At 53.5% G+C, this 14,425-nt stretch carries 11 protein-coding genes; 4 read left to right on the top strand and 7 right to left on the bottom strand.

Translation table 11 applies throughout. The features are described 5' to 3' along the window. Positions 1-108 precede the first annotated feature (108 nt). The 4 genes from AC2D8P_RS15845 to AC2D8P_RS15830 all read right to left on the bottom strand — a co-directional run bounded on the left by AC2D8P_RS15845 (position 109) and on the right by AC2D8P_RS15830 (position 4,437). Positions 109-1,044, bottom strand: a complete 936-nt coding sequence (locus tag AC2D8P_RS15845) for an RHS repeat domain-containing protein (RefSeq protein ID WP_484703776.1) — start codon at positions 1,042-1,044, stop codon at positions 109-111. A gap of 262 nt (positions 1,045-1,306) precedes the next feature. Further along, positions 1,307-2,692, bottom strand: coding sequence for a TRAP transporter large permease (locus tag AC2D8P_RS15840; protein WP_484703775.1), 1,386 nt, complete (start codon positions 2,690-2,692; stop codon positions 1,307-1,309). Continuing rightward, entirely contained in the window at positions 2,692-3,366 is a 675-nt protein-coding gene (locus tag AC2D8P_RS15835; protein ID WP_484703774.1) for a TRAP transporter small permease, read from the bottom strand. Before AC2D8P_RS15835 ends, AC2D8P_RS15840 begins: the two co-directional genes overlap by 1 nt. A 63-nt stretch (positions 3,367-3,429) precedes the next feature. Further along, complete coding sequence (locus AC2D8P_RS15830; RefSeq protein WP_484703773.1) at positions 3,430-4,437, bottom strand: DctP family TRAP transporter solute-binding subunit; 1,008 nt, start codon at positions 4,435-4,437, stop codon at positions 3,430-3,432. Positions 4,438-4,874: 437 nt separating this feature from the next. Between AC2D8P_RS15830 and AC2D8P_RS15825 the strand changes: the two genes are divergently transcribed. From AC2D8P_RS15825 to AC2D8P_RS15815, 3 genes are all read left to right on the top strand, one after another. After that, entirely contained in the window at positions 4,875-6,329 is a 1,455-nt protein-coding gene (locus AC2D8P_RS15825) for a sensor histidine kinase (RefSeq protein WP_484703772.1), read from the top strand. Then, positions 6,326-7,531 (top strand): sigma-54-dependent transcriptional regulator, encoded by a 1,206-nt coding sequence (locus AC2D8P_RS15820; protein WP_484703771.1) that lies wholly within the window; start codon positions 6,326-6,328, stop codon positions 7,529-7,531. Before AC2D8P_RS15825 ends, AC2D8P_RS15820 begins: the two co-directional genes overlap by 4 nt. A 314-nt stretch (positions 7,532-7,845) precedes the next feature. Then, positions 7,846-9,075 (top strand): ShlB/FhaC/HecB family hemolysin secretion/activation protein, encoded by a 1,230-nt coding sequence (locus tag AC2D8P_RS15815; RefSeq protein ID WP_484703770.1) that lies wholly within the window; start codon positions 7,846-7,848, stop codon positions 9,073-9,075. 10 nt (positions 9,076-9,085) lie between these two features. On the opposite strand, the gene AC2D8P_RS15810 is transcribed toward AC2D8P_RS15815, so the two are convergent. From AC2D8P_RS15810 to AC2D8P_RS15800, 3 genes are all read right to left on the bottom strand, one after another. Further along, the gene (locus AC2D8P_RS15810; RefSeq protein WP_484703769.1) at positions 9,086-10,681 is read right to left on the bottom strand and encodes a BCCT family transporter; all 1,596 of its coding nucleotides are present in this window, start codon (positions 10,679-10,681) and stop codon (positions 9,086-9,088) included. Between the two features lie 282 nt (positions 10,682-10,963). Next, positions 10,964-12,460 (bottom strand): winged helix-turn-helix domain-containing protein, encoded by a 1,497-nt coding sequence (locus AC2D8P_RS15805; protein ID WP_484703768.1) that lies wholly within the window; start codon positions 12,458-12,460, stop codon positions 10,964-10,966. A 284-nt stretch (positions 12,461-12,744) separates the two neighbouring features. Further along, a complete protein-coding gene (locus AC2D8P_RS15800; RefSeq protein WP_484703767.1) occupies positions 12,745-14,103 on the bottom strand; it encodes a cytochrome P450 in 1,359 nt (452 codons plus the stop codon). A gap of 197 nt (positions 14,104-14,300) precedes the next feature. Between AC2D8P_RS15800 and AC2D8P_RS15795 the strand changes: the two genes are divergently transcribed. Next, positions 14,301-14,425: GTP-binding protein (locus AC2D8P_RS15795; protein ID WP_484702852.1), on the top strand; the 125-nt coding region annotated here is incomplete at its 3' end.

Raw genomic sequence — 14,425 nt, 5'->3', positions numbered from 1 at the left:
GTGCAGGTGCACATCAATCTCGCGCAATATCTTCAGCGCATCCTCATCCGAATACCGTTTTCGAGCCATCCCTCGTTCCTTCTGTAACACTCAAGTAGTGGCACAGTTTTAGGGGGCTAAGACACGACCGTCGGAAAAATTTGATCCAATCGAATCTTGCGAGAACTTGATATCCGCAGAATTCCTTACGGTAACTGGTCGGCTTGATATCTCATCTTGAATGATTGACTTCCGGTCAAACCCGTACATTTCAGACATGACGGAAGCATGTGATGCGGTGATACGGACACGCTGGTCTAAGGTCGTCGCTCGCGCCATTCTCCTTTGATAAATAAAGTCATTCAGGATAATCCCAATAGACATTCCCAATGCTTCTCCGCCTAGACTGGATTGACGTCCATCATCGTCGAGCAACACAATCGGTCGTTGTTGAGAGTAACCGAATAGGTTTAAGTTCTGTGGTGTAAACACACCTTCGCCAGATTTTTCACCCTGCATGTACTCCGCCAATATCGGATCGGGCGACTGCCAGACACTCGTCCGCGGATCGTAGTAGCGTGCTCCGAAGTAATAGAGGCCGGTTTCTTCATCGAGCTCCTTACCTGTGAAGAGATACGGTGTTCTCTGAGTATTCGAGTGCTCTTCGACGAAGGTTTCGCCAAACGGGAAGTACTCCAAGTGCTGGAAAATCTCTCCGTCTAGGTCCGTGATGTAGCTCGAGCTGCCCAGATGATCGGGATGGAAGAAGTATTGGTCCTTCTCAAAGACCTCAGGTCCAGCACCCGTGCCGTTGCACCAGCCGTTGCCGTTTCCGTTGTTCCCATTCGCGTGGCCATAGGCGTGGCCCTGGCCGTTGGTCCAGCCCCACGGCTGGTTGGTGCAGCCGGGGATCGGGTCCGCCGTGCCGTCACCATCGACATCGTTGGGCGCTTTGACCAGTTTTGACACCAACCGTGTGCCACTAGCAAAGACGTGCATGGTGCCGACCTCGCGGTTGCGCATGGTGAAGAACTGGTTGACGTAAGCGGTTTCTCTCGAAATCATCTCCCGTCGTGTTCCAGATGTAATTGGAACTAAGACGTCAGAGCCTAAATCTCTCCTTGATTACCTTGAATTCAGGGGCCCGCTTGCCGCACCCCACGTCTGGAATATTTGTGCGCTTTATATTCTATTCTGTTGAATCTGGATTGGCTTCGAAGGACCGAATCCATGAAGGCCGCCGTTTCCTACATGCCTCTTGGCTGTACTCTTTCCTGCCACCCAATGGATTACACACAGACCCTATCAGATTTGCACGACGCACAACTTATTTCGATATGATCTCTGGCCCCATTATCGCATTTGGCAACACGGTGGATATCCACGGCACATAGGTCACCAGGATCAGGAATACGAACATGATCGCCAGGAAAGGTAGGGCCGCGCGCACGACACCCATCATGGACATGTTGGCCACACCCGCCGTGACGAAAAGGTTCAGGCCCACGGGCGGTGTGATCATGCCAATTTCCATGTTGACGACCATGATGATGCCCAGATGGATCGGATCAATGCCCAGTTCGATCGCGATGGGGAAGACCAGTGGGGCGACGATGACCAGCAAGCCGGATGGTTCCATGAACTGCCCGCCGATTAGCAGGATCACATTGACAACAATCAGGAACATGACCGGGCCAAAGCCATAGGCAAGCATGGTTTCGGTGATTTTTTGCGGGATCTGTTCGTCAGTGATGACGTGTTTGAGGAGCAGTGCATTGGCGATCACGAACATCAGCGTGATGACCAGTTTGCCCGCGTCGCGCAAAGTGTGAAGCGTGTCGCGATGCCAGAAGGCCGTGACCAAGGCGTGTGGCCGTTGCAGCAGGGTCGAACGGGTCTCACCTGCCAATGGCCCCATATCGCGATAGATGAAGGTTGCGACGAGGAAAGCATAGATGGATGCGACGGCGGCGGCCTCGGTCGGGGTAAAGATGGCACCGGTCACGCCCGGGATGCCGTAAATGCCGACCATGATGATGACGATCAGCATGAGCCCCCAGACCGCATCACGGAAACTGTCAAATATCTCGGTAAAGCCTTTGAACTCGCCTGCGGGCATGTTTTTGATCCGGGCCATGACATAGATGCCGATCATCAGCATTCCACCGGCGATCAGGCCGGGGATGACACCGGCCAGAAACATGCGACCCACAGATACCTCAACCGCGGCGGCATAGACGACCATGACAATCGAGGGCGGGATCAGAATGCCCAAAGTACCCGCATTGGCGATGACACCGGCGGCAAATTCTTTGGTGTAACCCACCTGCCGCATGGCGGCGATGACGATGGTTCCGATGGCAACCACGGTGGCAGGCGAAGACCCTGACAATGCGGCAAAGATCATGCAGGCCAGAACGCCCGCGATGGCCAGACCACCGCGAAAATGGCCAACCAGCGCGATGGAAAACCGGATAATCCGCTGCGCCACACCACCGGTTGACATGAAGGACGACGCAAGGATGAAGAACGGGATCGCCAAGAGGGTTGAATGGCCCTCAAATGCCTCAAACAATGTTTGCGCGACAGAGGCGAGCGAACTGTCGGAGAACATCAAAAGAAAGACAATGGATGAAAACCCAAGGCTGACAGCAATCGGCACGCCAATCAACATCAGGCCGATCACCATGACAAAAAGGAAAAGGATTTCCATTATTCACTGTCCTTCAGGGTTTTTGCAGCAGCGGCGACGTCGTCTTCGGCCTCGTGGCTGACGATCAAAATTTCCTGCTGACCGTGCCAGACACGAATACCGGCCTGGATGAAACGGATCACCAACAGCAGCATTGATACGGGCAGCACCAGATAGGGCACGACCTTTGGCATTTTCTCATAGGCCTCGCCCTCGTTAAACACATCCTCCAGCCAACGCAGAAAGGCGGGGACGGGAATGTCTTGCGTCTCATACCAACCTTGATCGCGGAACCGATCGACAAACCCGGTGGGAAACCAGCGGCCTTCGGTCGGGGGAAGATTGGCGTAAGGGGCCCAGTAATCCCAAGCGCCCTTGAGCAAGAGCAGGCTATAGACAAGACAGACAGCCACAACGAAGACGCTGAGAGCTCTTTTCATCCCGGGTTGTGCCAGATTGACGATCGCATCGACGCCCAGATGCAGAGTTTTCTTAACCGCATAAGACGCGCCCAAAAGGACCAGCCAGGCAAACAGGAAAACGGTCAGTTCCAATGCGTAGAATATGTTGGAGTTGAAGCCATAGCGCGCCACCACATTGGCAAATGTTAGCAGGGTCATGATGCCAAGGATGACAGCGATGATTGTCTCCTCGATCCGATCACCCCAGGTGCTGGGTGCGGATGAATGGGCCATTGTGCTTCCTCCCCGGATAGCCAGAGCGCCTTTGACCTGCGCTCTGGCGGGTGGTTCGATAAATTAGTTGGTCAGCGAGGCATTGATGGCCTGCGCGGCATCAATGTTGGTCTGACCCACGTCTTCGGCGAACTGTTCCCAAACGGGTTTCATCGTATCGACCCAGGCTTGGCGTTGTTCAGGTGTCAACACGCGCACCTCTCCCCCAGCATCGATGACGGATTGTTTGGCGGCCTCGTTCACGGCGGTGGATTCCGCGTTTCGTGTATCCGTGACTTCCGCCACGATTTGCAGGAATTGCGCCCGCACATCTTCGGGCAGTCCATCCAGCCAATCAACCGATGTCACCAGCAGATAGTCAATGATGCCGTGATCGGTTTGGGTGATGCCGTCCTGAACCTCAAAGAATTTTTTGCCGTAGATATTGGACCAGGTGTTTTCCTGACCATCGACAACACCCTGTTGCAGGGCGCCGTAGACTTCTGAGAACGCCATTTTCTGTGGTGAGCCACCGATGGCCTCCATCTGGGCAACCAGAACGTCAGAGGACTGAACGCGGAATTTCAGACCATTGGCGTCAGACGGCGCAATCAGGGGCACGTTGGCAGACATTTGCTTCATGCCATTGTGCCAGTAGGCCAGACCCTGAAGCCCACGACGCTGCATGCTGTCCAACATGCCCTGTCCCGCATCGGACGCCTGAAACGCATCCACGGCGTTGATGTCGTTGAACATGAACGGCAGGTCAAAGATGCGAAACTGTTTGGTGAACTTTTCGAACTTGGACAGCGACGGTGCTGCCAGCTGTACATCGCCCTGCAGCATCGCCTCCAGAACCTTGTTGTCATTATAAAGGGTCGAGTTTGGGAAGACCTCCATACACATGGAACCGTTCATTTCCTCGTTCACACGCTCCGACAGCAGAGTTGCAGCAATGCCTTTGGGGTGACGGTCCGTATTGGTGACATGGCTGAATTTGACGACGATTTCGCCCTCATCACAGGCAGCAGCAGCGATGGTCGGGACGGATACGACTGCAGCTATGGTTGCAGCTTTGACTAAGTTTATCATGTGGTTTCTCCCTGATGGACGCACCTATGGCGTCGATGGAAGAAGGAAGTCGTGTTGCGCCAACTAACACAAGGGCAAACATCGAGTCATATATTGCCTTTGAAATTCAATCACATACAGAATGCCCGTTGACGGCTTTGCCGATTTGTCCGAACTTTCGGACAAACTTCTTGTGCAGACAGGCGGGGTGTTCATACTTTGGACGGTCGCAAAGTTAGAGTTGGAAAAACTTGATTCGAAACCTGACAATAGCCGTGGTTCTTTATTCTGTTTGCTCTGCATTGGTGGTTTCCTGGGTGTACAGGGATTCATTGCGATCAGAGTTTTCGTCAACAGTTGAGCAAGGTGAGGTTCGACTGAGCGAGGCGACATCTCGACTAGCCGGGCAATTCGAAGTTCTCAGAGTCTTGGTAAACCTGATCGCACAAGACCGACGGATGGCCGACATACTGGACGGCAGGTTTGATGGAGATGCCGACGAAACCCTCAAGCTCTACAGCCTGAAATATGGCGCATGGCAGATCAGCTTGTCCGATGCTCAAGGCAATGTGTTGGCCTCGTCCAATCCTGAAAGTGTTCAGAAGTATCCTCGGGACGAACTGATCAACGCAGCCATGAATGGTGGGCTTGGCTATGAGGCTTTTCACCGAGACGACCAGCGATTGGTTCGATTTAGCCGCGGTGTACAGAACCAAATCCGTAACACCATAGGCGCGATCATAATCACGGCCGACTTGGCCAATCTGGAATTTGAATGGCCGGTAACACCAGAACCAGTCTTGTTCTTTGACGACAGCGGTATATCCATTTCGTCCAACAGGCCCGAATTGTTGTTGTTGAACCAAAAAGTCCCTGCCGGATCGGCCGCGTTTCCAATTCAGTTTTCCGATCGTCGCGCGGGGTTTGAACTGTGGAAATATCAATCTGGCGGGGATGAGGTTTCAACCGTCTTATTGCTGCAACGACGGGTCGATCAGTTGCAAATGCAGGCGTGGATTTTGCTGGATACCAGTGCTGCCCGCGCAACGGCGCTGCTTAGAATGTGGCTGGCCGTCGCCTTGGCCTTGATGATTTTTCTGGCGGCGGCGATCGCGTTTCAGCAACGCAGGCGCCTTGCCTTGGAAACGCAGCATTCGGCGACATTGGAAACCAGAGTCGAGGAAAGAACGCATGCATTGCGGGCGGCGCAAGACAAACTGGTGGAAACATCAAAACTTGCCGCAATCGGTCGATTGTCAGCGGGGCTGAGCCATGAATTGAACCAACCGCTATCGGCAATCATGAATTTTTCAGAGAATGGCAGGCGCTTTCTGGACAAAGGGCGCCAGGAAAACGCGACCGAAAATTTTGCGATGATATCTGATCAAGTGCGCAGAATGACCCGCATCATAACGGGCCTTCGCGCCTTTGCCCGGCAAGAGGCAGCACCAACAGAGATTGTCGATTTCAATCTGGTGACGCAGGAGGCCGTGGAAATGATGGCCGATAATTTAAGTTCGAATAAAATTGAATTGCAATTTCATCGACCAGATCGGGAAATCTGGGTGGTTGGGGGTCGCGTTCGGTTACAGCAGGTGATCATGAATTTGGTCTCGAACGCGATTGATGCCATGCAACTGTCGCCGACCAAAATTCTGACAATATCCATGGAATTCAAAGACGATCAGATTTGCCTGAAGGTCGGGGATACCGGTGATGGGATCACTGATTTGGACCGCGTGTTTGAGCCGTTCTACACCACCAAGGAGCTTGGCTCGTCAAAGGGGTTGGGCATGGGTTTGGCCCTTTCCCACGGAATTATTAACCGCTTTGGCGGCCACCTGACCTGTTCCAACACGCCGCAAGGGGCAGAATTTATGATTTCATTGCCAGTTGTGCAGAGGGCAGAATGATTAACAAAGTTTTGATAATCGAAGACGACACAGCGTTGCGAAATTCCATCGTGCAGACGCTGGAATTGGAAGAGCTGCACGCCATCCCAACCCAAAGCTTTGTTCAGGCCCGCAGGTCAATCCGCTCTAATTTCACGGGTGTTATTCTGTCAGATATCCGGATGCCCGATCAGGACGGCTTTGACGTTTTGCACTATGCGCAAAGCCGCGATCCCGATTTGCCGGTCATTCTGATCACCGGGCATTCAGACGTCCCAACGGCCATTCGTTCTGTACGAGAGGGCGCCTATGACTATCTGGAAAAGCCCTTTGAAACGGAAAAGTTGATAAACACACTGCACAGGGCGCTAAAACACCGATCACTGGTTTTGCATAACCGCGATATGTCGCGTCAGTTGGATCGCAGCGATGTTGCCGCGCAAAACTTTCCCGGTCGTGGCATTGCCAGCCAGACATTGCGACGCGACCTGCGCGAGGCCGCCAGCACCACACAAACTGTGCATCTACACGGCGATGAAGGGTCGGGAAAACGCACAGCAGCATTTGTGATCCATGCGCTTGGCAATGATGATCGGGTGTTTGAAACTCTGAATTGCGAAACCACCACAGTTCATCAGCTGGATCAGATTGATCCTGACCAGCCAATTACCCTATCCGTCAAAAATGAACATAAGATGTCATCAGACCTGGCCAATGCCTTGGTCGCCTTTATCAAAAACTCGCCAGATCTGAGGCTGATCACCACATCGACCGTGAAAGAGCCAATATTGGCGTCAAGATCTGGACACACCGAGATTATTGGCATTAGCGTGCCCTCCATTTTGGACCGACACGAAGATATGCAAGAAATCTTTACCGCCTGTCTAAGACAAACGGCCCGTGCAACGGGAAGGGACATGCCGATGATCAACCCCGAAATCAGCGAGATGTTTCTGGATCAATCCCCGCCCAAAAACTTCTTTCAACTCAGGCAAATGGTTGGCGAGGTATTGTTGGACGGTCAAACAACACCCGCCATCACATTGCCGGAAAAGTTGGAACAATACGAAAAATCCGTGATCGAAGACGCCCTGAGATCCGTAAATGGGCGCGTCGCGGAAGCCGCGCAACACTTGGGCATCCCCCGCAACACGCTTTACGATCGCATGGCAAAGCTTGAGCTTAAAGCCAAAGATTTTCGCGGTTCTCCCCAAGAGAACTGATCGCAACATGGGAAGTGTTGCACTCAGACAAACCCTATTCGAACACCATTCATGGAAACGATTTTAAACCGCTGCACCACAATACGTCTGAGCGTTGACTTGTTAGCGATCAAAATACGCCGTTTGTCGCGCACGGACAACATGGTGTCTAACTTCGCATCCCGACATTGTCGCCTTATCTCTTTTGGGTTCAGAAATGCGTTGGATTTTTCAAACGTTGTGCACCTTTTCGAAGCTTCACTTCAAAAAGCAATAAAACTTGAAATAACCACTTATTAATATATGGTTATAAGGCGCGAACGGGGGGGTAATTGGTGACGAATTTCGGATTAAGAGCTCGGGCAGTTTGGGCTAGTTTCAGTTTTGTGCAAATTTGCACCCTATTCTTCCTTGGCACGCTGTCTGTGCCAGCCAATGCACAATCCTTTTTCACACAGTTGGTGACCGACCCGACCGTAGGGGTTGATCGCGGTTCCGCATCCAACATCCAGAAACTGGATCGTCCGACCACCTTTTTGACGTTTGACACCTATGGGGCGGACGATATCGGGCCTTATATCGCGGGCGCAGGCTATGTTCTGCCTGATGCCTTCGCCAGCGGGGATCAGCTGGACTTTGTCGGTGTCATTGCCGGCCCATCGCAGGATGATCAGACAGAATTGCTCGCCGGGGGCATTGCCTATCGCTTCCCGATCCAAGTCGGTCAAACATATCTTTTCCTGAACGCAGACTACAGTGATTTTCGGCTGGGAACAGCGACCAATCTGGCGCTTCAGGCCGAAGGGGATAGGTCAAACATTTCCTTTGGCCTGCGGCATCAAAAAGCCCTGCCGGATGATGCAAAACTGACGTCGACGTTGGAATTGATTGGGCGCCAAAGTTCGGGCGAGGTTCTGGGATTTCCCGTTCTTGATGAAAAACTACGGCTGATCAGGGCCTCTGTGCTCTATGAAAAAGGTATTCCCTTCTTCTTTCAGAAACGCTTTTCCGCCTCCGTGACCAAAGGGTTTGATGATTTTGGCGCGTCTGATCAATTGAACTTGCTTGCCTCTGCGCCTGGCGCATCATCGGATTTTCTCCGTGCCTCTTTCAGCGCTGAGACCTCTGTTCCCCTGTCACGCAAGGTGGTCATTAATGCTGGCGTCATAGGCCAATGGACCAATGACAGCCTGCCGATATCACAGCGTTGCGGCTATGGCACGAATGCCTATGCGCGGGGCTTCGACCAATCCTTTGTAAATGGCGATCAATGCCTGGGCGGACGGGTGGAACTGGCCTATAACCTGCAGCTCCCGTTGCAGGGCAGCGAAACCATCAGGTTCACGCAATCTTATTTCGGTATTGATGCGGGCTGGACGGAAGACAACGCTAATGTGTTTTTGCCGAAACATTCCGATCAATGGTCAAGCGCATCGCTGGGCATTCGGACCATTCAGGGCAACATCATCGCAGAACTGGCCCTGACCCATATTCTGGATGAACCCGTCGGGATCGTCGCCCAAGACGATACACGCCTATGGTTCCGGGCCGGGATCAGGTTTTAAACAGCTTGGCCTAACGGGCCTGATAGATCAGCTTTGCCACAGAGATCAGCATCAGGGCCATGATCCCGGAAAATGGAACCGCGCCAACAATCATTACATCGCGGATGGAATCCACCCCGCCGACAGCCATCACCGCCCCCGTAATCGCCGCCAGAACCAGCGCCCATATCATCGAATGCATCGGTGTTTCGGCTAATGTGCCCCCGGCGGCGCCAATGGATTTGATTGCAATTATGGCAGCGGTGGTTGAGGCGACGATCAGGACCAAAAACAAGATCGCAATGACGGCTTTTAAAACCACACCAAATCCGGCGCCCAGCATCAGATCAATCGCCTCATATATCCGAAATGCATGCGGGGCATCTGTGATCGCACCTTGCGCGGTTCCGTCGATCTCCATCATGATGGCGGACCCTCCGATCACAGAGAACCACAAAAAGCACATGAATGTAGGCGCGACGACCGACCCCAAGATAAATTCGCGGATCGTGCGACCCCGGGAAATCCGGGCCAGAAACAGGCCGACAAATGGGGCAAACGCAATCCACCAGGCCCAATAGAAAATTGTCCAGGACGCCTGCCAATCAGACTGCGCAGTTTCTGACCCGGCATCATAGATCGTTATCATTTGCGTTGGCAGAGATACCAGATAGGTCGCGACATTTCCAAAAAACCCATTCAGCACCCCCACGCCAGTCCCAGATATCGCAAAGACAGCCAAAACCGCAAAGGCCAGGATCAGCCCGGAATTTGAAATCCATTTGACCCCGCGTTCAACACCCGAAACGACAGACAAAATAGCAATGGAAATGGCCACCACCAACGCCGTCATCAGTGCAATCAGCGGTGGGTCACCCGCGTGATCTGCAAAAAACGAACTGCCCGTCAGGGTCGACAGCCCGGTGCAAATCTGTTCCAGCCCCAAAACGATTGTTGTGGTGATGCCAGCTATGATTGCGAGGATAGATATGACATCAATCAAATGCCCAACCACGCCGTCCAGAAACCTGCCAAACAATGGCGCGATTGCAGAACGCATCGTCATCGGTTGGCCGTTTCGATAGCATGACAACCCCAGCGCCAATGCAATCAGCGCATAACAGGCCCAGGCAGAAAACCCCCAATGCAGGAATACAAAGCGGAGCGCCGAGGGGATGCTTTCCTGCCCCCCGGCAACAATATCGCCAGACATTATATCGGGATTGGAGTTGAAATGAGAGATTGGCTCGCTCACAGAAAACACCAAAATCCCAACACCGATGCCCGAACAAACCATCATCGACAGCCATGACAGCGTGCTGTGTTCGGGAATGTCGTTATCGGCACCCAGTTTGATGCGCCCGGATATTGGAAGAAGCAGAAGGATAACGCACATGACCACGAAGGCCGCGACCAAATAGATGTACCAGGTGCCGAAATTCGCCAATGTGGACGTTTTTAGTATATCCAGTATCACCCCCGCTTTGACCGGGTAGATCAGCAACGCCAATGACAGCCCAAACACGATCAGCTTTGCAATCATCGAAACCATGGGGTTGAAGCCCTCGTAAAACCCCTTTTTGACAGTGTTGATTTGTAAAATTGAATTTCCATCAACCAATGACATACGCCCGTCCCCGTGCTTTGGGCAAAGGCAGGCCATCCCACAGGCTTGCAGGAAAATACGTGTTGAACCGCTCTTTGCTGACAGATCAACGCCTATACGCTGATCAATTGTGGGTGCGCGAAAGCCGGCGCTTCTTCACCATTGCCCTCAGGGAGAGAGGCAAAGACCACTCAAGAGGCCGACTCTCAACGCACCCACCTGACAAAGATCGCTTTGAATTGTTGCAGGATTATTTGAAAATGTTGATTTTTGTATTTTCAACGATAAACAATAACTTAACGCCTATGAAAACAGGTCAGGCACATCATCCAGAATATATTGCGGCACAACATTTCTGCCAAATCTGCGCACGAATAAATTAACTGGGGTGCGAAGCGAATTTTCCCGGTGTTCTTGAAATCTGTAGAGCCGCGCCGAAACGTAGTGCAGATGCTTTAATATCGCGACAGCCTTCTTGCGCGACAACATCATCACAACGCCGCGCGCCTTTAGGGATGGTGAAATCGGATCCGCAAAAAGCGGCTCCAGAAACACCCCCATAGCGCTGGATCTGTAAATCTTGTTACGTGCTTCGGCCAATTCGTCCCGGCGGTTTGCGGCCATCAGGGCCTGACACAGCATAATCAACACATATCGATAAAAATGGCTGTCTTCTTCGGTCAATTGCAGCGCTTGTTGCAACTGCTCCACCGCGTCATCTGTTTCCCCCAGAAACCCAAGGAGTTGCCCGTAGATGGCCAGTGACGACGCAATTGACGTTGTCGATTGATGGGCATTTCTGGCAAGTTCCAAAGATGTGTCCCCATAGCCCTGATCGACAAAATACAGAAGCTTTGCCGCCATTGTGGCATGCTCTGGGACGCTTTGCGCATAGTCTAGGGAGTCGAGTACAAGCCGTTCAATTTCAGCCTCATCGCGGGCGCAATCTTCCTCGCCATTTTGGAAAATCTCCCTGCCGCGGGTGATGTATTTCGTGTGCAAATGCGTGGCATACATCAGCTTGATCGCCGGATCATCGGGATGTTCTGCACGCAAAGTACGCAGGCGTTTGTCATTTTCCGGCCAGCTCAGATCGCCCCTTGTGTCTTGGTCGGCTGCCTCATGCATGGCCACAGGCAACGGAATATCAGAAACCGACTTGGACGCGCGTGCTTCCCAAAACTTGGCCAAAAGCAGTTCACCGACGCGATCCGAAGCAACATCCAGGGCCTGCCCGGTGCCTTTGCCATCGGTAATGGGTATACGTTTGACATAGCAGATCCTGTTCTCGCGGGTGGATCGGGCCGTGATCACGCATTCCTTTTCCCCCCGGTCGTAGAAAAAGGTCAAACCGACCTCCAGCTCGGGTTTGTCAGAGCGGCCGCTCCTGTCTGGCACATAGTCCGGTATGATGACCACGTCCTGATCAGCCTTCAGATGTGACCGCAACTGTTGCGCGAACTGATCTGCAAACTGGCGCCCCGTGGCGCGGGATCCGTTCAGCAGTTCCAGCCCCTTTAACGGGCCAATAACCACATGGGCATCCAAAGCCTTACTTGGCACAGTTTCAAGCTTTGCCAGCCACACGTATCCCTCACCATACCGGGTTGCGATATATGCGGGATCTCTGGCGCTATCGCCCAGCTTTCGACGAATGCGATTGATCAGAAAGTCTATGTTGCGGTCATTCTTATCAGACCCTGTGGCACTGATTGCATCCAACAACTGATTTCGCGAAAAAACCTGTCCGGGCCTTTGCGCCATCACACTTAATGCACGCGCCTCAGAGCGAGTAAACACAATGTGCCGACCCGCGTTATCGCGAGCTGACGAGAAATCATCGTCAAACCACAATTCCCTATTACTATGATTTTCAACCACATTCATCGCGCACCTGCCCGCCGTAATGTACAGAAAATCAATTGTCAGGCAAAAGAAATTTTAGCCGGGCGCGAAGTTAGATTGATTGCGAGCAAGTGATGACTGTCTGGATTGAATTCTAAGGGTTGTGCAGACCTAACAAATCCATGCGACCATAAGCCAAATCTCTGCGGCCCATTCGCTTTGAGATGCCGATCTTTGATCTAAACTTCCTCCGCCCGCAACCACACGCCGCCTTGGGGTCTCAGCGTCAGGATCATGACTGGTTTTGGGTCTTTGCCCGGCACCGGTTTGAACCGAAACCGTGACAAAAGCGTCGACAGGATGATCACTGCCTCTTGCAGGGCAAAACTCATACCGATGCAGATGCGCGGGCCGTGACCAAAAGGCAGATAGGCATAGCGCTCAATCTGCGCGGGATCGGCAAAGCGGTCTGGATTAAAGGCGTCCGGGTCATCCCACAGCACATGATTTCGGTGCAGCGCATAGATCGGCAGGATCACCGTGTCGCCGCGCCGGACCTCGCGCCCGCACAGCGTATCCGCCACTTGCGCAGTGCGCGACAGCATTGCCGCCGGCGGATACAGCCGCAGGGTTTCATCAATGATCTGGCGGATATAGGGCAGGTTCGCGCAATCCGCCGCCGTCGCGGCGCGACCATGCAGCACGGTCTGCGCCTCTGCCCGGGCGCGATCCTGCACCTTCTGATCAAAGGCACAAAGATAAAGTGCCCAAGACAGCGTCAGCGCCGTGGTTTCATGCCCGGCTACGATAAAGGTTAAGAGGTTGTCGCGCAGCTCCGCCGTTGACATATGCCGCCCGGTTTCAGGGTCGCCGCCGTCCAAAAGCAGATCCAGCAAATCAGGCGCCTCTGGTGCGCCTTGCCCTCGGCGAGCGTCGATCACGCTGTCGGCCACCGATTTCATCTGCTTCAGCGATCCAGATGAAATCAGCCGCGCCGGGCGCGGCACCCAGGTCGGCACGCCGATAATGTCCATCAGCGACACCTTGGCAACCTGATCAATATAGCCGTCAATGGCCCGGTGCATGGCGCCGCGGTCAAAGCCTTCGTCGCCGGAAAAAGTCACATCCGATATGACCTCGAACGTCGCGCGTACCATGTCCTGCGCCATATCCATCGGCGCGCCCGCCCCGGCCGCCACACGGGCAGCGCTGACCTCCGCAGCTTGGGTCATCATCGGTGTCAGTGCCTGCATGTTGCGATGCGAAAAGACCGGGGCCGCCGCCCGGCGTTGCCAGCGCCAATGTGCCCCTTCGGCAATAAACAGGCTCTCGCCGATCGCCGGGCGCAGGATGTTCTTGGTCACGTCGGATTTGGGATAATCGTCCAGCCGGTCTTTCAAAATCCGCTCATTCGCGCCGGGATCCATCACCATATGCCAACGCTTGCCGGTCCGGCCCGACACCATCGGCTGGCGCGTGGCCAGATCGGGAATGATTTCCAACACATTGCGCCGGACGGCACGCAGGGTCTGCAATATTCCCCAGACCTCTGTCACCAGCGGCACCTTGACCGGTTCTCTTTTTGCGGCGTCGGCCATCTTCGTGCTCCCTATGGTCCATATAATCAGCAGATCACCCGCCTTCACAACCGCCCTAACGCCCAATATCGGCCAGATTGCGGGTTTGACGTGCGAATCCCACAACATCGACTTGATTTTTCCTTCCCCGCGCAGTATCCCGCCCGCGATCATCAATCGGGTCAATTTCGACCCCAAAGCACGAGGCGCGCATAGCGATGGCAAAAGAGAAGTTTGAGCGGTCGAAGCCGCATTGCAACATCGGCACGATTGGTCACGTTGACCACGGCAAGACGACACTGACGGCTGCGATCACCAAGCAGTTTGGCGATTTCCAAAGCTA

The organism is Roseovarius sp. YIN77 (assembly GCF_057219155.1).
The sequence above is the reverse complement of the archived record's forward strand: the minus strand, read 5'-3'. Positions and strand labels throughout refer to the sequence as shown.

Coding starts and splice junctions, on each gene's coding strand:
- AC2D8P_RS15845 (WP_484703776.1), bottom strand. CDS start 1,044: ATGATTTCGAGAGAAACCGCTTACGTCAACCAGTTCTTCACCATGCGC.
- AC2D8P_RS15840 (WP_484703775.1), bottom strand. CDS start 2,692: ATGGAAATCCTTTTCCTTTTTGTCATGGTGATCGGCCTGATGTTGATT.
- AC2D8P_RS15835 (WP_484703774.1), bottom strand. CDS start 3,366: ATGGCCCATTCATCCGCACCCAGCACCTGGGGTGATCGGATCGAGGAG.
- AC2D8P_RS15830 (WP_484703773.1), bottom strand. CDS start 4,437: ATGATAAACTTAGTCAAAGCTGCAACCATAGCTGCAGTCGTATCCGTC.
- AC2D8P_RS15825 (WP_484703772.1), top strand. CDS start 4,875: ATGGCCGACATACTGGACGGCAGGTTTGATGGAGATGCCGACGAAACC.
- AC2D8P_RS15820 (WP_484703771.1), top strand. CDS start 6,326: ATGATTAACAAAGTTTTGATAATCGAAGACGACACAGCGTTGCGAAAT.
- AC2D8P_RS15810 (WP_484703769.1), bottom strand. CDS start 10,681: ATGTCATTGGTTGATGGAAATTCAATTTTACAAATCAACACTGTCAAA.
- AC2D8P_RS15800 (WP_484703767.1), bottom strand. CDS start 14,103: ATGGCCGACGCCGCAAAAAGAGAACCGGTCAAGGTGCCGCTGGTGACA.